This is a genomic window from Pseudoalteromonas sp. SG43-3 (assembly GCF_014164385.1).
Lineage (GTDB): Bacteria > Pseudomonadota > Gammaproteobacteria > Enterobacterales > Alteromonadaceae > Pseudoalteromonas > Pseudoalteromonas distincta.
The window spans coordinates 323,520-344,501 of the sequence record NZ_JACJFC010000002.1 but is presented as its reverse complement, the minus strand read 5'-3'; the positions used below and the strand labels follow the sequence as shown (position 1 = coordinate 344,501).

19 protein-coding genes are annotated in these 20,982 nt (G+C 37.3%); 14 read left to right on the top strand and 5 right to left on the bottom strand.

Annotation, left to right across the window (positions count from 1 at the left end; translation table 11 throughout):
• Positions 1-28: 28 nt before the first annotated feature.
• A complete protein-coding gene (locus H5157_RS03350) occupies positions 29-463 on the bottom strand; it encodes a MarR family winged helix-turn-helix transcriptional regulator (RefSeq protein WP_182724132.1) in 435 nt (144 codons plus the stop codon).
• Between the two features lie 129 nt (positions 464-592).
• Here H5157_RS03350 and H5157_RS03345 point away from each other — a divergent pair, with 129 nt between their 5' ends.
• From H5157_RS03345 to H5157_RS03325, 5 genes are all read left to right on the top strand, one after another.
• Positions 593-1,021, top strand: a complete 429-nt coding sequence (locus H5157_RS03345; RefSeq protein ID WP_182696515.1) for an organic hydroperoxide resistance protein — start codon at positions 593-595, stop codon at positions 1,019-1,021.
• A 176-nt stretch (positions 1,022-1,197) separates the two neighbouring features.
• Positions 1,198-1,554 carry a metalloregulator ArsR/SmtB family transcription factor gene (locus H5157_RS03340; protein ID WP_138490261.1) on the top strand — a complete coding sequence of 119 codons (357 nt, stop codon included), beginning with the start codon at positions 1,198-1,200 and terminating at the stop codon, positions 1,552-1,554.
• A gap of 20 nt (positions 1,555-1,574) precedes the next feature.
• Positions 1,575-2,585: an ArsJ-associated glyceraldehyde-3-phosphate dehydrogenase gene (locus H5157_RS03335; protein WP_024598475.1), complete on the top strand. Its 1,011-nt coding sequence runs from the start codon at positions 1,575-1,577 to the stop codon at positions 2,583-2,585.
• Between the two features lie 23 nt (positions 2,586-2,608).
• Complete coding sequence (gene arsJ, locus H5157_RS03330) at positions 2,609-3,826, top strand: organoarsenical effux MFS transporter ArsJ (RefSeq protein ID WP_182724131.1); 1,218 nt, start codon at positions 2,609-2,611, stop codon at positions 3,824-3,826.
• Positions 3,827-3,933: 107 nt separating this feature from the next.
• Positions 3,934-6,054 carry a methyl-accepting chemotaxis protein gene (locus tag H5157_RS03325; RefSeq protein ID WP_182724130.1) on the top strand — a complete coding sequence of 707 codons (2,121 nt, stop codon included), beginning with the start codon at positions 3,934-3,936 and terminating at the stop codon, positions 6,052-6,054.
• Positions 6,055-6,157: 103 nt separating this feature from the next.
• Here H5157_RS03325 and H5157_RS03320 read toward each other — a convergent pair whose 3' ends face one another.
• Positions 6,158-6,745 (bottom strand): TetR/AcrR family transcriptional regulator, encoded by a 588-nt coding sequence (locus tag H5157_RS03320; RefSeq protein WP_004334521.1) that lies wholly within the window; start codon positions 6,743-6,745, stop codon positions 6,158-6,160.
• Between the two features lie 112 nt (positions 6,746-6,857).
• On the opposite strand from H5157_RS03320, the gene H5157_RS03315 reads away from it, so the two are divergent.
• Positions 6,858-7,400 carry a carboxymuconolactone decarboxylase family protein gene (locus H5157_RS03315; protein ID WP_024595406.1) on the top strand — a complete coding sequence of 181 codons (543 nt, stop codon included), beginning with the start codon at positions 6,858-6,860 and terminating at the stop codon, positions 7,398-7,400.
• A gap of 62 nt (positions 7,401-7,462) precedes the next feature.
• On the opposite strand, the gene H5157_RS03310 is transcribed toward H5157_RS03315, so the two are convergent.
• Positions 7,463-7,993, bottom strand: coding sequence for a hypothetical protein (locus H5157_RS03310; protein WP_182724129.1), 531 nt, complete (start codon positions 7,991-7,993; stop codon positions 7,463-7,465).
• 51 nt (positions 7,994-8,044) lie between these two features.
• On the opposite strand from H5157_RS03310, the gene H5157_RS03305 reads away from it, so the two are divergent.
• On the top strand, positions 8,045-8,416 hold the full coding sequence (locus H5157_RS03305; RefSeq protein ID WP_182724128.1) for a DUF1294 domain-containing protein: 372 nt from the start codon (positions 8,045-8,047) through the stop codon (positions 8,414-8,416).
• 64 nt (positions 8,417-8,480) lie between these two features.
• On the opposite strand, the gene H5157_RS03300 is transcribed toward H5157_RS03305, so the two are convergent.
• Together H5157_RS03300 and H5157_RS03295 are read right to left on the bottom strand one after the other, a co-directional pair.
• On the bottom strand, positions 8,481-8,837 hold the full coding sequence (locus tag H5157_RS03300) for a PEGA domain-containing protein (protein WP_024595403.1): 357 nt from the start codon (positions 8,835-8,837) through the stop codon (positions 8,481-8,483).
• A gap of 169 nt (positions 8,838-9,006) precedes the next feature.
• Positions 9,007-10,980, bottom strand: a complete 1,974-nt coding sequence (locus H5157_RS03295; RefSeq protein ID WP_024595402.1) for a serine/threonine-protein kinase — start codon at positions 10,978-10,980, stop codon at positions 9,007-9,009.
• 493 nt (positions 10,981-11,473) lie between these two features.
• Here H5157_RS03295 and tagH point away from each other — a divergent pair, with 493 nt between their 5' ends.
• The 7 genes from tagH to H5157_RS03260 are packed head-to-tail and all read left to right on the top strand — an operon-like array spanning position 11,474 to position 20,932.
• The gene (gene tagH / locus H5157_RS03290) at positions 11,474-12,784 is read left to right on the top strand and encodes a type VI secretion system-associated FHA domain protein TagH (protein ID WP_182724127.1); all 1,311 of its coding nucleotides are present in this window, start codon (positions 11,474-11,476) and stop codon (positions 12,782-12,784) included.
• Between the two features lie 15 nt (positions 12,785-12,799).
• Positions 12,800-13,264, top strand: a complete 465-nt coding sequence (gene tssJ / locus H5157_RS03285) for a type VI secretion system lipoprotein TssJ (RefSeq protein WP_182671924.1) — start codon at positions 12,800-12,802, stop codon at positions 13,262-13,264.
• A gap of 15 nt (positions 13,265-13,279) precedes the next feature.
• Positions 13,280-14,608, top strand: a complete 1,329-nt coding sequence (gene tssK / locus H5157_RS03280) for a type VI secretion system baseplate subunit TssK (protein WP_024595399.1) — start codon at positions 13,280-13,282, stop codon at positions 14,606-14,608.
• Positions 14,609-14,629: 21 nt separating this feature from the next.
• Positions 14,630-15,910 (top strand): type VI secretion system protein TssL, long form, encoded by a 1,281-nt coding sequence (gene tssL / locus H5157_RS03275; RefSeq protein ID WP_024603626.1) that lies wholly within the window; start codon positions 14,630-14,632, stop codon positions 15,908-15,910.
• Between the two features lie 9 nt (positions 15,911-15,919).
• Positions 15,920-19,432 (top strand): type VI secretion system membrane subunit TssM, encoded by a 3,513-nt coding sequence (tssM, locus tag H5157_RS03270; protein ID WP_182724126.1) that lies wholly within the window; start codon positions 15,920-15,922, stop codon positions 19,430-19,432.
• Positions 19,414-20,142, top strand: coding sequence for a type VI secretion system-associated protein TagF (gene tagF / locus H5157_RS03265; RefSeq protein ID WP_024595080.1), 729 nt, complete (start codon positions 19,414-19,416; stop codon positions 20,140-20,142). Before tssM ends, tagF begins: the two co-directional genes overlap by 19 nt.
• Complete coding sequence (locus H5157_RS03260; protein ID WP_024595081.1) at positions 20,135-20,932, top strand: PP2C family serine/threonine-protein phosphatase; 798 nt, start codon at positions 20,135-20,137, stop codon at positions 20,930-20,932. The genes tagF and H5157_RS03260 overlap by 8 nt, the downstream gene beginning before the upstream one ends.
• The last annotated feature ends 50 nt before the right edge of the window (positions 20,933-20,982 follow it).

Sequence of the window (20,982 nt, the reverse complement as noted above, 5' to 3'; positions counted from 1 at the left end):
ACACGTTTATTGTTTAAAAATTAAGAGCCTAATCGGCTAAGTCGTTTACTACTAAATCGAGCAGCTGCATCAACTGTTTCGCTTGTGTTGCATCTACACTATCAAATTTACATAAAATATTTTTAGGAATATCGGCTGCTTTTAACTTAAGTGATTGGCCATGCTTGGTTAGCTGAACTAGGCGTTTGCGTTTGTCGTGCTCATCTTTAATAACAGCCAGTAATGATTTGTCGCTCATTTTTTTGAGTATTTGGGTCATTGCACCGCCATCTATCGCGGTTTTATCTATTAGCTCTGCAATTGTTATTTCGTCTTGCTCCCACAGCGCCATCATTACTACGTATTGCGGATAAGTTAAATTTAGCTCGTTTAAAGGCTCGCGATACGCACGCGCAATGCTGTTAGATGCCATGTATAACCGATGACATAACTGATTCTTTAACTTTAATTGCTCAAACGACATAACTTTATCCTTCATTTCGATACATGGCATTTTAATTTGCATGCAAAGTATTTGCAATCTCTAATTACTTGCTCTATTATTTTGCACACAAACTAAATTGATTGATATTTTTAAACTTTGGAGTTCATTATGAATGTATTACAAAACGTAGCTTACACAGCAAAAGCAACTGCAACTGGCGGCCGTGAAGGCGTAGCTAAATCTGATGATGGTCGTTTAGATGTAAATTTATCAACACCTAAAGGTTTAGGCGGAGACGACGGACAAGGCACTAACCCAGAGCAATTATTTGCCGCAGGGTATGCAGCATGTTTTATTGGCGCACTTAAATTTGTTGCAGGTAGCGAAAAAATAGAATTACCAAGCGACACGCATATTAACTCACAAGTGTCTATTGGTGCTATTGAAGGCGGTTTTGGTATTGCAGTAAAACTTGCTGTATCACTAGGTGATATGGATAAAGCTGCAGCGCAGGAGCTTGTAGATAAAGCGCACCAAGTATGTCCATATTCAAACGCAACACGTGGCAATATTGAAGTAGAGCTTTCAGTTATTTAATTAATTGCTAAGTTAACTAATACTGTAATAGCCCAGTGGTTTTGCCACTGGGCTTTTTTGTGCGTGGAGTTTAATAAAAATGAGTCGTTAAATAAACATACAAAAAATCATATATTCACTATTCCATATATTCTGTTTTTGTTTTATTGTATGTGCAATAAAACTGCGAGGACAATATGGAACAATTCAACCCACTTCAATTTTATAAATGCCTAGCGGACGATACGCGTTTAAAAGCAATGCTGCTCATTAGCCATCAAGAAGAGCTATGTGTATGCGAACTGGTTACTGCACTTGAGCTAAGCCAGCCTAAAGTGTCTCGACATTTAGCGCAGTTAAGACAATGCGGATTGTTGAGCGACCGTAAACAAAATCAATGGGTTTATTACAGTATTAATAAAGCCCTACCAGAGTGGGCTAAAAATGTATTAATGCAAACGCTTACTGCTAACCCTTCATTTTATGAAAACGATTTAACGCGCTTAAATGTTATGGGTAATCGCCCTGAACGTATTACTAGCTGCTGTAACTAACTTATTAAAGGTATTTAATTATGACTATTAAAGTAGGTATTAACGGTTTTGGCCGTATGGGACGTTTAACACTGCGTGCAGCAGTTGATTGGCCAGAAATAGAGTTTATTAAAGTAAATGATGTAGCGGGTGATGCTAAAACCCACGCACATTTAATTGAGTTTGACTCAGTACACGGGCGCTTAGCACAACAGGTTTCTAGTGATGATAATAGCTTTAGTGTGGGTAAACACACTATTGCAGTTACCAACAACAAAACCATAAACGAAACTGATTGGTCAGATTGCGATGTAGTAATAGAAGCCAGCGGTAAAATGAAAACCACAGAGCTGTTAAATCAATATTTAGCACAAGGTGTTAAGCGTGTTGTGGTAACAGCACCTGTAAAAGAAGACGGTATTTTAAATGTAGTTATGGGTGTAAACGATGATCTTTATAACCCAAGTGAGCATAAAATTGTTACAGCCGCCTCGTGTACTACTAACTGTTTAGCGCCAATAGTAAAAGTACTGCAAGAAAAAGTGGGTATTAAGCACGGCTCAATGACAACGATTCACGACATTACTAATACTCAAACGATTATTGATGCCCCTCATAAAGATTTACGCCGTGCGCGTTCATGCGGTACAAGTTTAATACCTACTACAACCGGTAGTGCAACGGCTATTACTCATATTTTCCCTGAGCTAAAAGGTAAATTAAACGGCCATGCTGTACGTGTACCGTTAACTAATGCATCCATTACTGACTGTGTTTTTGAGCTGGAGCGAGGTGTTACACAAAGTGAAGTAAACACGTGGTTTAAAGATGCTGCAAATAATGAGCTAAAAGACATTCTAGGCTACGAAGAAAGACCGCTTGTATCTATAGATTACAAAACAGATCCGCGCAGCTGCACCATAGATGCCCTTTCTACTATGGTAATTAACAACACTCAACTTAAATTATACGCTTGGTATGATAACGAGTGGGGTTATGCAAACCGTACTGCTGAGCTAATGCTTAAAGTTGCAAAAAGTGATTTAGTTTAATCTCATTTAAAAGGTTTAACGCTATGTTTGCGCAGTTGGCTAACTTACCGAGCTCTATAAAACAATATTTAATAATTACTGGTAACTATTGGGCATTTACTTTAACCGACGGTGCACTACGCATGTTGGTGGTGCTGTATTTTCATCAGTTAGGTTATGGTGCATTTGCAATAGCCATGTTGTTTTTGTTTTATGAAATTTTTGGTGTGATCACTAATTTAGTCGGAGGTTGGCTTGGCGCGCATTTAGGGTTGAACAAAACCATGAATGTAGGGCTTGGGCTACAACTTGTCGCTTTAGCTATGCTTTGCGTGCCAGGGGATTGGCTAACCGTTGCCTATGTTATGGCAGCGCAAGCACTGAGTGGCATAGCAAAAGACTTAAATAAAATGAGTGCAAAGAGCGCCATTAAGTATTTAGTACCACAAAACGATGCAGGGCAAAGCCAATTATATAAATGGATTGCCATACTTACCGGCTCTAAAAATGCTTTAAAAGGGGTGGGCTTTTTTTTAGGCGGCTTATTACTAACTGTATTTGGTTTTGTGGGGGCATTAATAAGTCTAATTATTTTACTTAGTGTTGCGTGGGTTATTAGTTTAATTTTTTTAAAAGGCGATATTGGTAAAGCTAAAAACAAACCTAAGTTTAAAGAATTATTTTCTAAATCGCGGGCAATTAACTTACTTAGCGCAGCGCGTTTATGCTTGTTTGCAGCGCGCGATGTATGGTTTGTAGTTGCACTACCTGTTTACTTAGCCGCTCAGTTTAACTGGGATCATTGGTGGGTCAGCGGTTTTATGGCTTCGTGGGTAATTGCTTATGGGCTGGTGCAATCGCAAGCACCGCGAATAACTGGGCAAGGTGATTCAACTTCACATTCGGTCAAAAAAGCATACTGGTGGGTTGCTTTATTAAGTGGTGTAACTGGCATTTTGGCGTTGTTGATGCAATTGGATATAGCGGTACATTTTACGCTTGTAATAGGCTTACTTATTTTTGGTGGAGTATTTGCTGTAAATTCATCGCTGCATAGTTACTTAATAGTAAGTTTTGCTAAAAATGATGGGGTGTCACTAGACGTTGGCTTTTATTATATGGCCAATGCGATAGGGCGTTTGCTTGGTACGGTGCTTTCTGGTTGGGTTTTTCAAGTATATGGGCTTAGTGCGTGTTTATGGGTAAGTGTGTGTTTATTAGTTTTAGCCGCAATTACAACAGCACGGTTAGCTAAACTTTAAAAAACCCAACGTATTGTATTAAATTCAATTTGTTTAACGATATTCATAGCTTCGTTGGTTAGATCTACTAAACTGTATCAGTAGTTTTAATTTAAAGGGTGTAATGAATGCGAGAAATATCGTTAGCAAAAAAGTTACTCTGGCTTAGTGTCGGTAGTATATTTATAACTGTACTAGTGTTATCAGGCGTTTTGTGGTGGCAGTTATCATCAAGTAATAAGCAGTTAGCGACTAAATCTGAAGAGTACATTACTGTAGAAGTAGAAGAAAAGCTTAATGCTCATGCAGCTGGATACGGAGAAAAAATTGCAGGCTTTATTAATGAAGCTTACCGCATTCCTTATTCATTAGCGGCTTTATTAGGTGACGCAGCCAAAAGCGAAACCCTGAGCCGCGATACAGTAGTAAGTATTAACCGCTCGATGTTAGAGCAAAATACTCTGCTTTCTTCTATATATTCGCAATTTGAGCCTAATGCTTTTGATGGGCAAGATTCGAGCTTTAAACAAGGTTACAAACATTCGGTTAATGGTAATGGCACCTTAGAGGTGTATATTACTCGCGACCAAAACGGCGTAATTGAACAGCAAAAAGTAGCTAATGCTGCCGATAAATATATTACCTCTTTAAATGAATTTGGTATTCGTGAAGCGCATTGGTATTTGTGTGCAAAAGACACGCTTAAGCCTTGTATTATGGAACCGTATTTATACGAAATCCCATCGGGCGACTCAGTAATGCTAACTTCGTTAACTGTGCCTATTTTAAAGTCAGGTCAGTTTATTGGTTTAGCTGGCGTTGATTTAACGCTCCCAACTTTTCAAGGCTTAACCGAAAAGCTGTCGAGCGAGCTTTACAACGGCCAAGCAAAAGTAACACTTTTAAGTGATATAGGTTTAATTGTAGGCAGCAGTCACTATAAATCTAAATTAGGCCGCCCATTTAAAGAAGCGGTTAGTAGCAACACTTACAGTGAGCTGGTTAAATTTAAAGGCCAACATGGTCTCTTTAAAACGCCTAGGGAGTATTTAGTTAACTACCCAATTAATATAAAACTAGCTAACACTCAGTGGTCATTAATCATAGAAGTACCTACAGAACTAGCACTTGCAGGGCCTGAAGCGCTAGAAAAAAACATGCAAGAAACAGCAACATCACTCAGATTTATTATTTTAATAACAGGCTTAGTAATTGCTGTGGTTGCTTTTGTTATTATGAAATTAGTAATAGCAGGTGTAATAGCGCCGCTACAACAAATTCAACAGCGGGTTGATAACCTCGCAAGTTCTGAAGGTGATTTAACACATACATTGCATGTTGATAGTCACGCAGAGCTTATTGCATTAGCTGGTGGGTTTAATCGATTTTTAGCAAAGCTACGTGATTTAATTTCTGAGCTTAAAACGGTGTCTGATCAAACCAAGCAGCAAGGCGAAATAGCACAACACATAGCTATTGATACAAAGCATAATGTGCAATCTCAATTTCAAGAAATTGAAAGTGTGGTAACGGCTATGAACGAAATGAGCGCAACAGCACTTGAAGTCGCCAGAGCATCAGAGCAATCAGCCCAACAAGCCGATGAAATAAATAGCTTGGTAGTAAGCAGTGAGTCGAGCTTGTCATCAGCGATGACGCAAGTTAAAACGATGTCTGAAGAAATTAAAGAAGCTAACCAAGCCGTTGAAAAAGTTGCTTCGCGTAGTAAAGACATTACGCAAATATTAGATGTAATTCGTACTATTTCAGAACAAACAAATTTACTTGCACTTAACGCTGCTATTGAAGCTGCGCGCGCTGGTGAACATGGGCGCGGCTTTGCCGTTGTTGCCGATGAAGTACGTGCACTTGCTTCTAAAACGCGTTCATCAACAGATGACATAAGCCAACTAATTGATAGTTTATTATCTGAAGTAGGTAACGCATCTACCGTTATTGAAAAAGGCGTAGTACGTGCACAAAATGCCGTTGATGAAACATCAGTAGCTTTTGATGCTCTGCACAGTGTTGTTGTTAAAGTTGATGAAATAACCAATCAAATTACACATATTGCCACCGCTGCTGAAGAGCAAAGTTTAGTAACTGAAGAAATAAACCGTAATTTAACGCTTATCTCTGATGCCGCATCGCAACTTGCTGACTTATCTACACAAGCAGGGGATAGCAGCGAAGCGCTTAATGCACTCGTTGCCCAGCAAGATAATGAACTTAATAAGCTTAAAACGTAACTTACAAATTAAGTTTTAAGCACAAAAAAATGGCCAGTTAATACTGGCCATTTTTATTTAGTAGAATAAATGTAACTTGTTGAGAATGCTCGATAACTGCTATTTATAACTTTTTAATCAACATAAACATTTGGTTGATCATTGGCTCAGCAAATTGCTCTACATTAGGACGATTAAAATAACCGCGTAAACCTGTAAATTGCACTTGAAAAAAGCGCGCATATTCAACAGCGGTCAACGTGTTACTTAACTCACCTTTGTTTATTGCCTGGTTAAATAATTGCGTTAAATAAGCTTCAAATTGAGCCGTTAAATCTAAGCTTAGCTCATACAGGTTTGAATCTTTTTCTGCAAACTCGCTGTTTGCTTTAACTAGCATACAAATAGCGCTTGGGCTGCAATCTTTTGTTTTAATTACCACGTTTTCAACAAACGCACGTAATCCACCAAGTACTGTATCGGCACTTGATAAAAACCCTTCTATTTGGGTTTTCATTTGTACGGTGTAATCTTTCAGCGATTCGCAATATAGACCTTCTTTAGAGCCAAACGCAGAGTAAATACTACCTGGGCGCATATTAACGGCTTCTTGTAAGTCACGCGTTGAGGTTGCATGAAAACCTTTTTGCCAAAATAGCTGACTAGCAACGCGAACTACATTCTCGCGTTCAAATTTAACCTTATTAGCCATATCATTCTCAATCAATTTGAACATTTGCTCAATTTTAACTTGAACGGTCGCTCAAAATCAAATACTATGTGTCTCGAAGTTACTTAAAACTATTAATTATTAGGAGCTAACCATGGCCGAATTTACTTTATACACTCAAGAAAACGCACCAGAAGAAGCAAAACCGTTACTAGCTGATTCAGTAGCAGCATTTGGTATGCTTCCTAACTTACATGCAGTAATGGCTGAAGCACCAACATTACTTAAAGGTTACCAAGTACTGCATGAGTTGTTTCAAAAAACATCATTCAATGCAGAAGAGCTAACAGTAGTATGGCAATCAATTAACGTAGAGCACGACTGTCATTACTGTGTTCCTGCTCACAGTGGTATTGCAGCGGCAATGAAGGTTGATCAAGGTATTGTTGACGCACTTGTTAACAAAACACCACTTGAAAACCCTAAGCTAGAAACTCTTCGTGAAACTACACTCGCAATGACACGTGAACGTGGCGTGATCAGCGATGAGCAAATCGAAAAATTCTTTGCCGCAGGTTACGCTAAGCAGCAACTACTTGAAATTATTGTAGGCTTGTCTCAAAAAGTAATGAGCAACTACACTAATCACCTTGCTGATACACCAGTAGACGCTGCATTTAAAAAATACGTAAAATAAATACGGTTTTATAAATGACAAAAGGCAGCCTAGGCTGCCTTTTTTGTACTTTTAAATCACAGCTATTTAAACTTAACCGTTTTTGTACTGCGTGTATAAATACGTTGTTCGGGCTTTGTCCACTCACCCTTTTTTAAATAAGAGGTCGATACAATAAATTTATCGTCTTTTAGTTCACTCATCGATTTAACCTTTGTAATACCATCTTGGCTACCAGTTACATCTTCATAAGCTACAAATTGAGTGGGGCTGAGGACTTTCATAGTCCCTTTTGTATAAAACCCTGCTGTTGTGAAATAGTAAAATACCAAAGACTCTTTTTTACTGTCGTAAAAAATCATCGACTCGCCGCCATACTCACCTTCATTAATAGAGTGCTTGGTATGTATCGCTTTACCGTTTAAAGCACGCTCCCAACGGCCAACATCTTGTATTCTTTTAGCACCTTCAGGTACTTTAAAGTCAGCCTGCCAAGTTCCTAAATAGGGCTTAAATACGGCAAGTTCTTTATCAAGGTTGGTGGATGTATCGGATGCATAGCTACTAAATGTTAATAAGCATAAGACTAAGAATATCGCTTTAAAATATGTCATAATTTGGCTCTTGTTTTTGTAATACCAATGCCAAGTATAGGCGATAATTAATTGATAAAGAAAATATTAATCACATTCTCATTACTTTATTTAGCCGCCATTTGGCAGGCTTACCTACTGCAATACTTACCTGTTTATATACCTATATATGTACCTGGTTATATAAGTGTATTAAGTGCTATAACCTTTTTTATGTACGCGTGGGATAAGCGACAAGCTAAACGCTCTTCACATACAAAAGTAAACCGCACACCAGAGCGCACACTGCAACTACTTGCATTATTTGGAGGATGGCCGGGGGCATTACTTGCTCAACAATTACTTCGTCATAAATCGCAAAAGCGGCGTTTTATAGTGGTGTTGTGGTTATGTATTTTAATAAATGTAGGGGCTGTGGGGAGTTTATTATATTATTTGGGGTAGTTTAAAATTATGCCTTTAATACATGTGAAATGTTTAAAGGCATAATTAAAGTTTAGATACTGGACTAGTTAGCCGCTTCAGTTGCTGCTACTTCATCTAAATTTACTGTTAAAATTGTCTTTTTATCGACTACAACCCACTTGCGGTAAGTTAAGTAACCTGGCTTGCTTACTTCAACGTCGTACTTACCTTCTTTAAGTTCAATGGCATCTTGGTACACAGGCGCAATGTTCATAATGCGTACGCGTGCATCACTAGGGTTAGTGATTACAGTTAATGAAATAGGTGCTACAGCTTCGACAATTTCTTCTTGTACTTGAACTGCTTCTTCTTTTGCAAGTTGCTGCGTTTCATCTACAGACGATGTAGTTGAACAACCACTTAGTATTAGTAATGCCGCTAGTGCGCTTATCTTTTTCATAGGTACTCCATAAACTCATTTAAATAGTGATAATTACGAAAAATCTTGGAGGAGTTTATGCAAAATGATCGCTCAACCCGTCGTCCTTGACCTTCGTTTGTTAAAACAAAACGTTTGTTAGTTTAATATATTTTTAGTTATTTGGTGATGCTCTCGCAATAAATAGTTTTTAAAGCATTACATTATCAAGAGACTGAGTAATAGCTTCGCTTCTTTCAACTAGTTGCTCTGCTGTACGGTACATCTTTCTTTTCATTAACGTATTTGCCATAGTGATATAACGTCTAGATAATTCTTGTTTTAAAGAAACGAGTAATGAAAAGTCTTTAGGTAATGTTGCAGACTCGGTATTGATTAATTCTTCAAAATCTAATAAATCTCTGTACTCTTCAATCGTCTCTAGTTTTTGTGTGTATCTATCAAATCTAGGACCGTAAAATACGACGGCATCTTCAGTAGGAAAATCAGCTGGTTCACCTAGGTTTACTTTCTTTTGGTAAAGCGTTAAAGCATCTATCGCCGACTCTCTTTTTAGAAGGTCTGCAAAGCCAAGTTCATTTTTTTGATTATTGGTGAAAATAGCTTTACCAACATTAAGTAAAGATTTTTGCGTGATAACATCATCTTCTTCAATCGCTTTATCTAAGGCAAGTTTATAGTTATCAAAATGCACTTCAGACGGGCGATAAACGTAGGTGCTATCGACTACACTTAAATCATTGATTAATTGTGGAATACTATTATTGTCCAGTTCACTATAGCGAGATTGCTCAAGTAACAAATCAATACGAGAAGTAATATCTGAGATTATTGATTGACGCTCTCTTAAAATGCTTTCGAGTTGTACCGATAGCTTTTCTGAATCTGGGTAATACTCCAAGGCTTTACTATAAACATTAATTGTTTCATCAAAGTCTTTAAACTTGTTAGCGCTTGTATTGATTTGATTCGCTCTGTAATCAAAACTTTGTAGAATATTAGCTTGATTAGATCTTAATAATCCCTGTTTTAATACCTCGTATTGAGGTGGAATTTCTGCAAGCTTGTTTAGAATCTCCGGCCCATCCCAAGACATCCATGTTTCTACTTGTTGGTTAATTGCTTTTGCATTATCTAATTTTGCTTCAAGCTGCTTTATATTATTTGTATTTGATAGATAGTACTGACCAGCCAAAAGGGCTAACACAACAGTACTGGCTGCAAGTGCTATTGCCGGTTTAAAGTTACTTTGAAGCTTATCTAAAACAGGCTTTAACGAATCAGTTCTTTTTGCTGCATCTAAAGAAATTGCTTTATTAAGTGTGCCCCATAACCATAAAGGGCAGTTACTAGGACGTTTTGCCGATGTATCTTTAGGGAGTGTGTCTGCTGCAACACGATTATATGGATGTTTGCTACTTAATAACTCTAGGGCAATACACGCATAAGAAAAAACGTCATCTTTAACGGATGCTGCAGCACCTTTTAATTGTTCAGGACTTGCATAGGTTGGCGTATAACCACCTACAGTGCCTAGGCTTGATTCACTATTAACTGCATAGGCATCTTCAATGGTTTTGTGTTTAGCAATACCAAAGTCAAGTACCTTGAGGCTACCATTTGAATCGAAGATTATATTCGATGGCTTTAAATCGTTATGAATGACGCCACGAGAATGGGCATAAATTAAAGCATCGGCAAGTTGATTAAGAATCACGCTCGCTTTTTTGAAAACCATTCCAGAGGGTTTGTTGCGTTTAATTATTTGCTCTAGCGTTTCGCCTTCTACTAATTCCATGGTTACGTAATGTAAACCGTTATCAGAACCTGCAGAATATACTTTTACAATATTTGGATGGGAGAGCTGTTGTGTTTTAGTTGTTTCATCCTTAAGAAGTGAAATAGCTTCTTCAGAATGAGAAAACTCTTCTAATAATACTTTAATCGCTACGAAAACTTCAGGACGACTCGCACTTTCTAAAAATAAATCTCTGGCTCGGTAAATGTAACACATGCCACCTTGGCCAATAAGTTCTTCAACTAAGTAGCGATCCGAAACTTTTTTACCAATAAGGTTTAATTTATTTATTGCTTTTGACGTGCGAAGATTTGAGTCAAGCGAAGCTATCTGCGTTTTATCATTAGAACTGTTGACACCGCTCATTATAAATCCTTTTATTGTGTATATTAAAATAATCGCAAAGGTGAGTTTTTTATTTTTATCAATTCTCCCTTTGATAAGCGTTGTATTTTTACAAAAATTAGCCAACTTAGCAATGTTTCTAAAGCAGAACTTTCGTACAAAACTTTAAAAAATTAAGGGCTTTTATATTAATTATTGAAATATCGTTTATTTACTGTTTATTTTTATAAACAGTGTAAGCCTACAGGCATTGTTTTATAACACTTCTAGGGGCTTAAAATGAATAAAATGTAATGCTAATTATTAAATAGCAATTTTTTAAATGGGAACATACAAAATATCTTTTGTAAGCTTTGAAAGGGCTTTTTTATAGAGGTTTTGTTTAATTTAATTTATTTAAATTTGAGCTTTTGTATGGTTGAGTATATTTTTATATATTAATTTCAATGTTGACAATAGTTTCTCTTCTACTTTATCCTAATGAGAATGTAGATTTATGGGACTAACTTATCAAATGGAACTGATACTAAACATCACTAGTTATCATAGACTCTCTCCAGAAATTGAAGCAACTAAAACAGTAAAAGACTCTCTAATATTTGGCCGTTCAGAAGCATGTGATTGGCATTTTCCTGATCCTGAAAAAATCATTTCTAGTAAGCACGGACGCATAGTTAAAGAGGGCGACTCTTTTTATGTTTACGATACATCTACAAATGGTACTTTTGTAAATTTTGGTGTAGCTCCATTAGGTCAAGGCAATAAACAACGCTTGTCAAATAGTGATACGATCACTGTGGGTGATTTTCAGATAGAGGTAAAATTAGCTACTAATGAAAAAACAGCTGACACCGATTATGGTAATTTAAGCGCTGCAGCTAGTATTAGCAAAGAGCCAGAAAGCTCTTATCAGCATCCTACGGAGCATTTTTCTGAGCCAGAACAGTACTTTAATGAATCAATAATGGATGAGTCTATGCCTGCAGTTTCTATGACTCAGGCCAGTGACCTTAATTCAGCTAACCAAATACCGGAAAACTGGGATGAGCTTGCTCACTTAATGAACCCAGAAGCTGTAACTCAACAAGCACCCGTTGTAAGTAAACCACAACAAAAACCAACTGTTGAGCAGCAAACTTCAGTTAATACACCAGTACTAGATACGCCTGTAACTAAACCTCAAGCAGTAAAACCTCTTCATAAACCAGTAGTGCAAAAAAATCCAACATCGCTTAGTGAAGATACCGCTTTAACTGATGCCTTTTTAAACGGACTGGGGGTTAAAGCTGAGTTACAAAACTCATTAAACTCACAAGAACTTTGGTTTGAAATGGGCCAAGGGTTAAATCTATTACTGACCGAGTTGATGGAGTCTCTTCGCCAAAGAGCGCTTGTAAAAAACCAATTGCGTTTAAACCAAACGATGTTTCAAACTCAACAAAATAACCCAATTAAGTTTTCGGCAGATATTGATGACGTTATTCAGAATTTATTCATCAGAAATAGTGCAAGCTTCCTGTCGTCTCAAGAATCAATCAAAGAAAGCTTTGTTGATACGCGAAGACATGAACATGCTTTATTAGCAGGAGCTGACGGCGTATTAAAAGGGATGTTAGAGCAAGTTTCTCCCCAACATATAAATCAACAAATAAATGATAATTCTAACGTATTAAAAATCATCCCTGGTCAAACAGAGGCTAAGTGCTGGAAGCTATACAAAAATTTATATGATGAGTTATCTCATGATGTAAATAGTAAGGGAGCTATGGCGTTGTCAGATGATTTCTTAAAAGCATACAACGATAGAATTAAAGAATCGTTCTAGAAAGGAAAGTAGATAATGAACAAATTTAAGCTCTTTTTAATGAGTTTCAGTTTACTGTTTTTAGCCATGGGTTGTTCAACTGTTAATAAGTTTGTGCCTCCTTCTACGGATCTAAAAATTAATGTGTCTAAAAATGTAAATCCAGACACGTCAGATAGACCTTCACCGGTAGTAATGAAAATTTTTGAGCTTAGCTCGAGAACAATTTTTGATACTCAGGATTTCTTTAGCCTGTATGAAACACCTGAAAAACTATTAGGCCCAGACTTATTAAAAAAAGATGAATTAGAATTACAGCCAAACTCTGTTCAAGAATATAAAATGAGCTTAAACCGCAATACACGATATGTTGGTGTTGTTGTCGCGTACAGAAATATCGATCAAGCACGATGGAGAGCTGTAATCGAAGTTGACCCAACTGGCTATGACGATATAGATGTAAATGTTGAAGCAATTGCTACATACATGAGAGAGCAGTAAAAAAGGATTTGTACAATGAGTGATAACACTCGTGTTGCCTGGACCGAAGGAATGTTCTTAAGGCCGCAACACTTTCAGCAGTCAGATAAGCATTTTTCGCATTTAATTAAGCAAATTTGTAATGGGAATTTAGCAGATCCTTGGGGCATACTTGATATAAGTATCGATACTCAGCTATTAAGCTCAGGCCAATTTGCTATTGAGTCATTGTCAGCTATTACCCCTGATTTGCTACCTATCGATATGCCTCAATCTACCTCTTTGCCTGAGCCTTTAGTGGTGGGCAAAGATGTTTATGATGAAATAATTTATTTAGCGGTTCCTGCACTAAAAGCCAGTGGTATTAATATTTCATCTTTAGATGAGGATATTGTTACGCGTTATAAACTAAACGACTTATCTGTAAGTGATGACTCTTTAGGTGCACAAGCTCAAGAAATTATTCAAGTAGCTAAGGTATTTAGTAAGCTAGTATTGTCATCAGACGACCATGCAGGCTATATATTATTGCCACTTGCACGCATTGTTGAAGTTAGCAGTGAAGGTCAAATTAAGCTCGATCCAAAGTATATACCAGCATCGTTAAAAGTCGGTCAGTGTAAGCCATTACTTGGTTTAGTGAGAGAGATTGGCTCAATGATCAAGCAGCGCTCAGAGAGTATTGCTGTTAGATTGTGCCAAGGTTATGCGGGAAGTACCTCTGTAGCTGATTTTATTATGCTGCAAACATTAAACAAGTATGACGCTGTTTTTGAAAACTTATTATCAGTTAATAATCTTCATCCAAGCGTTCTTTATACTCGCCTAATAGAGCTTGCTGGTGAGTTATCTACTTTTAGTACAGTAAACAAAAGAGTGCCTAAATTACCTAAGTACGATCATAAAAACTTAGGCCCGGTATTTAGTGAAGTAATAAACTTTTTATACCAATCTTTAAGTCATGTAATTGAGCAAACTGCTACGGAAATAAAGTTAGAGCAAAGCAAGTTTGGTATTTCTTTTGGTGCGCTCAAAGACAAATCAGTACTTAGCTCAGGTCAATTTGTATTGGCTATTAAAGCCAGTGTTCCTCACGAGGAGCTTCGTAAGATATTACCTTCTCAAATTAAAATTGGTAGTGTTGAGACAATCCGAGATTTAGTAAATAATCAAATCCCAGGTATTACAATCAGTAACTTACCAACGGCACCGCGTCAAATTCCTTACCATGCAGGTTTTCATTATTTTGAATTAAATAAACATGGCGAGCATTGGGCAAAACTTCATTCAAGTGGTGGTATTGCTATTCACTTGTCAGGAAATTACCCCGAGTTACAACTAAGCCTGTGGGCAATAAGAACTTAACTTTTAAAAGGAAGAGTTTCAATGGACGAAACCATTATAAAACCACGTCCTGGTCGATTAGGGCGTGATGCCTCAAATAATCCTCAAGTAGATAATGATCCAGACAAAACAGTCATGTCTGTTGAGCCTGTTGCAAGTAGTATTCCTAGTAATGCAAAGGTTTCTATATTTAGAAACCCATTAATGGAAGCCGCAACAGACTGTTTCTCTTTGGTTATTTCAATTAGAAAATCAGTTGAGATGACTAACTTAGCTGCGTTAAAGCATCGATGTGTAGAGGCTATCAAACGTTTTGAAGTCGAACTACGTAATCAAAATTTATCAAAAGATGTAATCAAAAACTCTCGTTATTGTTTATGTGCAATTTTAGATGAATCAGTTTTAAACTCTAAATGGAGTTCTATGGAATGGGCTGACGAAAGCTTGCTTTCGACATTTCATAAAGAAACTTTTGGCGGTGAGTACTTTTATACTTTACTTGATAATGCATTGGCCCAGCCTGAGCAACACAAAGCCTTTTTAGAGCTGCAATACCACTGTTTAAATTTAGGTTTTAAAGGTAAGTACAGACTAGATACTGTGGGTGACAATAAAGTAGAAGAATACCGCTCACAAATGTACCACTTATTAAATCAATTAGATGGGCCAATCAATAATAAGCTTTCTCCTAACTGGAAACAAAGAGTAGCCGCTGGCGTAGAATTAAGAAATCAGGTGCCATTGTGGGTTATTTTTTCTGTTTTAGGCTTACTTTTACTTACCGTTTATTTATTTATAAATATGAAGCTAAATGATGATGTTATGGCTGTTAGTGACAAGCTTGCTATCATTCATCCTGTAGCTGAAGACCAAGCAGTAGATAAAAAAGATCAGCAGTTACTTGTACTAGAGCAGCTATTACAAACTGAGATTCAAATGGGGATTGTGACGATAAAGAAAAATATCGATAGGATCAGAATCTCTATTAATAGTGAGAGCCTTTTTAATCAAGGTGACTCTAAATTATTACCTTCATTTCAGCCTATTTTAGAAAAACTAGCGTTAAGCCTTGAAGGAACTAAAGGACGTATTTTAATAACCGGCCATACAGATGACACACCAATTAGAACTGATAAGTACCCTTCTAATTGGCACCTTTCTTTAGCGCGCGCAACTCAAGTTGCAAACTCTATGGCTAAAAGTACAAACCTCAGTGGGCGTTTATGGCCCGAAGGTAAGGGCGCAGCAGAGCCTATTGCCAGTAATTCAGATTCAGCTTCTCGGTCATTAAACCGACGAATTGAAATCGATTTATTATTTTAAGAGGCTGAAATGAGTTTTTCACAAAAAATAAAAAAAGTGACCTACGCACTTACATCTCGTACGGCAATGCTAATTATCGGCTTTTTAGCTTTATCATTATTAATTTGGTTTGGCGGCCCATTAATCGCGATAGCTGACTATGTACCACTACAAAGTATTGCAGCAAGACTGTTTACTATTATATTGGTTTTATTGGTTTTCTCTGTGTCTAAAATTTATCGTCTTGTGCAACAAAGCAAACGAGACGAAAAAATGGCTGATGAGTTAATTGATAGTAATAACGATACAAATAGCTCTGAAGTAAATGAAGAAATTACTACGCTTAAAACGCGAATGAACGAAGCTATCGATCTTTTAAAAGACGTAAAGCTGTTCAAAGGTAAAAATATTTACCAGTTGCCATGGTACATAATGATAGGCCCACCAGGGGCTGGTAAAACTACCGTTATTCATAACTCAGGACTTGATTACCCGCTAAAAGACAAGCTAGGTGTTGACTTGGTTCATGGTGTTGGCGGTACTCGTAATTGTGATTGGTGGTTTACCAATAAAGCAGTTTTAATTGATACAGCTGGGCGCTACACAACGCAAAGCAGCCATGCAAAGCATGATTCACGTGCATGGGAAGGCTTTTTAGGATTACTTCGTAAGTACCGTCCACTTAGGCCTATTAATGGTGTAATGATCAGTATGGGTATTTCTGAGCTTATGAGCCAGACCAAAACTGAGAGAAACCTACATGCTCGCGCTATCAAACAGCGCTTACAAGAGCTGCAAAGCCAATTAGGTATGACCTTTCCTGTTTACGTTATTTTTTCTAAAGTTGATTTAATTGAAGGTTTTAGAGAGTTTTTTGGCGAATTAACAGAAGAAGAGTGTGAGCAGGTTTGGGGCGTAACCTTTGAACTTGATTTAGATAAAGACACACAAGTAGATGCTTTCAACAAAGAATTTCACTCATTAATTTCTAAATTAACTGAAATGTTAAATCGTAGATTAATTAATGAAAGAAACGAAGAAATTCGCGCTAAGATATTTGAATTCCCTAGGCAGCTTCGTGTTTTACAAGGTGTAGGAGATGCTTTTTTAAAAGAAATATTCACTCCTAATGCATACGAAGAACTACCAATGTTTCGTGGTGTTTACCTCACAAGTGCAACGCAAGAAGGTACGCCATCTAGTTTTTTAAACGAAGCAAACGCAGGCGAATCTGGATACATTAACCAATCTAAAAGCTTTTTTATAAAGAATGTATTAGAAGGTGTAATTTTTCCAGAGCAAAACTTAGCAAGTACTAACAAACATCATGACAAGCAAAATAAATGGCTTCGTGTTGGTAGCATAACGCTTGCATGCATAGCTTTACTTGGTTTTTCAACATCGTGGTACTTTAGTTTTGCTTGGAATAGTAACTTAATTTCAGAGACTGAAGATGCGATTGCAACGTACCAAGAGCTTGATACAGCCTCATTTGACCGTAATAACTTACTAGTACTAAACGATAGATTAAAGGCTCTTAGAAACTTACCTGCAAGCAACCCTGAACTTGTTAATACACAAGAGTCTAAATCAATTGGGTTTGATAAACTAAATGAAATAAAAATGGCTTCTACACAAGCCTACGACCGTTCATTACAAACGTATTTAGAACCGTTTATTGCAAGTACCTTAATTAAAGAAATGGAAGCTCATCCTGAGCACTTAAGTTATTTATACGAAACACTGAAGTGTTACCTCATGTTGTTTCAGCCTGAATACTTTGAAAGTGAAGATATAACGGTTTGGTTTAACGCTTATTTAGAGCGTAACTTACCAGGCGATAAAAATATGCAAACCAGAGTAGAGCTGATGGAGCATGTAGCTACATTACTTGAAAATGGTGTAAGCCAAATTGAAATTGATAATCAAGCAGTGCGTGTTGCGCGAGCTGAGCTAACTAAGCTACCAATTGCTGAGCGAGCATATCAAAGATTACAAGCCGACTTCCTAGATAGTAGTATTCCGCCATTTAGGCTTACAGACATTATTAGTTTTGAAAGTGCGCAAAAATTTACTTTTAGAAATGACGGTGAGCTTACGCGAAGTATCCCTGGCTTATATACATTTAATGGTTTTCACGGCATTTTTAATGTTGAGAAAAGTAAAATGCTTGGCAATTTAATGGCAAGTAGCTGGGTGTATGGTGAAGAGGCAACGGGCACTTACGATATTTCTAAAGATGAGATTGAGAAGAAACTAGAGCAGCGATACTTTCAAGATTATATCTATTATTGGCAATCATTTATTGATGATCTGAGCCTGAATCAATATAGCTCTCCGGCTGAGGGAGTTAATATTACTGATGCCTTAGCAGGCTCTGAAGCGCCTATTAAAAATATTATCACTGCAGTACAAAAAAATGTGCAGCTAACTAAATTACCAGTATCTGATAACCAAAAGGCTGCAGGTAAAGTTGCAGCAAATGCTGCTGAAATAGCTATGCAAACCAAAGCTAATCGTATCAAGCGATTTTTACCTGACGAAGCCCCTAAATTTGATATTAAATTACCGGGTCACCAAGTTGAAGAAGCCTTTGAAGATGTAATAAAAATTGATGCTCAACAATTAGATAATATTCAGAAAAACCTAAGAGAGTTAAACGTTTACTTAACCAAACTTGATAGAGGCGATCAGTTAAAGTCGTCAATTAAAGACCAAATTAGCGGTAAAAGTAAGCCTAGCTTTATTCGTCAGCTTGAGTTTCAAAGTCGAGATTTACCTTACCCGTTTAATAGTTGGCTGTTAGATATAAGTAGAGATACTAGTAACATAACTAAAAATAGTGCCAACAGACATTTAAACGAGATGTGGAAAAGTAAGGTGCTACGCGAATATAACGCTGCAATTGTTGGCCGTTATCCGTTTTCTCCATACGCAGATAAAGAAGTGAATATGAAAGATTTCACTCGATTTTTCGGCCCAGGTGGAACAATTGATAGCTTTTTCACCAACTATATTGCGCCAAGTGTAGATATGAGTTCAACGCCATGGAAATTTGAAAAAGATATAGGTATTAGCCGAGATACATTAGCGATGTTTGAACTGGCAAATCAAATTCAAACAGTCTTTTTTGATGGCGGAAGTGCAACACCAAGAATTGAGTTTGGCTTAAAACCATTAGAATTAGACCGTACCATCTCTAGCTTTATGCTGGAAATTGATGGTCAGTCAATGACTTACAGGCATGGTCCACTTAGGGTAACAAATTTTGTATGGCCTGGAGCAAGTGGCCAGAGTAAAACACGAGTTGTATTTACTCCTCCAAATGGTGGTCGTTCTATAAATACAACTTACCAAGGTGAATGGTCGCTATATCGCATGTTAGACGAGTTAAGTGCTAAAAGATCAAAAACACGTGAAGACTTAGAGTTACATTTTTCACTCATGGGAAACAATGCGAAAGTCGAGTTATTGCCTAAATCAATCAGGCATCCATTTTGGAATAAAAGTGTAGAGAAGTTTTCATGTCCGACCCGATTATAAATATTGGTTATCTTGGCAAGGTACCTAGTTTAGGTGATTTTGTACAAGATAGCGTTTCGAAAGAATTTTCAGAGCATTGGGAGCAGTGGCTGCAAGCAGCCATTGCAGTGAGTAAAGAACAGCTAGGTGAAGTATGGCAAGATAATTACTTAATTGGACCAGTATGGCACTTTGCATTATCGCCAAACATTGTTGGTGACAAAGGCGTTATGGGGACTCTATTACCGAGTATGGACGCAGTAGGTAGGCACTATCCCTTCACAGTTGCTAGCACATTAGAATTTGCACCTATTGATGTTTTAAACTCAGGTGTGTTTTCTTTAGAGTATGAAGACACTGTACTAAAAGTGCTTGATAGTTCGGTTGATTTATTTTCTTGGCGTAAAGAGGTTGCTAAGTCTCTAAGCTCTATAGCAGGAGTTAAAAAGCAGGTTAGTTTTTTAAATTCTGTAGATAAAAATAAAAGTGCAGAAGCATTTGAGTTCTCAGGTGATGAGTTATCAAGTCAAGCCCTCCAAGATGCAATGCATGCTCTTTTGTTAAAAAAACACGGTGATTACAGCGTTTGGTGGACACATGGCTCTTATAATATAAAACCTATGGTACTCATAACGCCTGGCTTGCCTGCGGTAAATCAAGTTGCAGCAATGTTAGATGGAAGGTGGAAACACTGGGAATGGAACTTTACACAGGTAAAAAATAGTGATTAGCAAGTTTAGTACAAGTTATGCAATTACCCACCGAGGCGCTGTGAGGCAGCTTAACGAAGATGCGCATGTAGAGATAAATAACCATAACTTATGGGTTGTCGCAGATGGGATGGGAGGTCACGAAGCAGGTGAAGTTGCCAGTCAGCTTGTTGTAGATGTAATAAGAGCAAAAGTTGAAGAGCTACCACTTGAGAAGCTTGAAGTATCTCACATAGTTGAAGCCATTGAAGATGCGAATAGGCAATTAAACGAATATAGTGCCCAATATTTAGGTAGCAAAACCGCAGGAAGTACAGTTACTGCCTTATTTCTTAAAAATAATAAGTACTATGTTTTGTGGGTTGGTGATAGCCGAGCTTATATGCTTCGAGATGGTCAACTTAAGCAGATATCGAGAGATCACAGTCAAGTAAACGATTTAATTGATGAAGGTATTATTTCAGTAGAAGAAGCCAAGACACATCCATTATCAAATGTAATCACAAGAGCTGTGGGTGTAACTGCGGATGTAAAAGTAGACGTTATTCAAAATGAAGTAAAAACGGGCGATATATTTTTACTTTGTTCAGATGGGCTCACCGGAGAGTTGTCTGATGAGGACATATGTTTATCGCTAGAGCCTAGTAGCATTATTGATTCTGGTATGGCGCTTATGCATTCATCATTAGTTAGAGGTGCAAGAGATAATGTGACCTGTATCTTAATTAAGTACGATGAAGGATACGCTGGTCATAAATCAGAAACATTCAACATTCAAGATGAAGCTACTATCCCGCTTTTTTCTAAATAACGATTTTAAGTTAAAAAATTTGGTTTGTATTTTATATTTGAGTTTTTACT

What these genes read in the sequence shown, in the direction of transcription:
- H5157_RS03350 (WP_182724132.1), bottom strand. Translation starts at nt 463, where the DNA reads ATGTCGTTTGAGCAATTAAAGTTAAAGAATCAGTTATGTCATCGGTTA.
- H5157_RS03345 (WP_182696515.1), top strand. Translation starts at nt 593, where the DNA reads ATGAATGTATTACAAAACGTAGCTTACACAGCAAAAGCAACTGCAACT.
- H5157_RS03340 (WP_138490261.1), top strand. Translation starts at nt 1,198, where the DNA reads ATGGAACAATTCAACCCACTTCAATTTTATAAATGCCTAGCGGACGAT.
- H5157_RS03335 (WP_024598475.1), top strand. Translation starts at nt 1,575, where the DNA reads ATGACTATTAAAGTAGGTATTAACGGTTTTGGCCGTATGGGACGTTTA.
- arsJ (WP_182724131.1), top strand. Translation starts at nt 2,609, where the DNA reads ATGTTTGCGCAGTTGGCTAACTTACCGAGCTCTATAAAACAATATTTA.
- H5157_RS03325 (WP_182724130.1), top strand. Translation starts at nt 3,934, where the DNA reads ATGCGAGAAATATCGTTAGCAAAAAAGTTACTCTGGCTTAGTGTCGGT.
- H5157_RS03320 (WP_004334521.1), bottom strand. Translation starts at nt 6,745, where the DNA reads ATGGCTAATAAGGTTAAATTTGAACGCGAGAATGTAGTTCGCGTTGCT.
- H5157_RS03315 (WP_024595406.1), top strand. Translation starts at nt 6,858, where the DNA reads ATGGCCGAATTTACTTTATACACTCAAGAAAACGCACCAGAAGAAGCA.
- H5157_RS03310 (WP_182724129.1), bottom strand. Translation starts at nt 7,993, where the DNA reads ATGACATATTTTAAAGCGATATTCTTAGTCTTATGCTTATTAACATTT.
- H5157_RS03300 (WP_024595403.1), bottom strand. Translation starts at nt 8,837, where the DNA reads ATGAAAAAGATAAGCGCACTAGCGGCATTACTAATACTAAGTGGTTGT.
- H5157_RS03295 (WP_024595402.1), bottom strand. Translation starts at nt 10,980, where the DNA reads ATGAGCGGTGTCAACAGTTCTAATGATAAAACGCAGATAGCTTCGCTT.
- tagH (WP_182724127.1), top strand. Translation starts at nt 11,474, where the DNA reads ATGGAACTGATACTAAACATCACTAGTTATCATAGACTCTCTCCAGAA.
- tssJ (WP_182671924.1), top strand. Translation starts at nt 12,800, where the DNA reads ATGAACAAATTTAAGCTCTTTTTAATGAGTTTCAGTTTACTGTTTTTA.
- tssK (WP_024595399.1), top strand. Translation starts at nt 13,280, where the DNA reads ATGAGTGATAACACTCGTGTTGCCTGGACCGAAGGAATGTTCTTAAGG.
- tssL (WP_024603626.1), top strand. Translation starts at nt 14,630, where the DNA reads ATGGACGAAACCATTATAAAACCACGTCCTGGTCGATTAGGGCGTGAT.
- tssM (WP_182724126.1), top strand. Translation starts at nt 15,920, where the DNA reads ATGAGTTTTTCACAAAAAATAAAAAAAGTGACCTACGCACTTACATCT.
- tagF (WP_024595080.1), top strand. Translation starts at nt 19,414, where the DNA reads ATGTCCGACCCGATTATAAATATTGGTTATCTTGGCAAGGTACCTAGT.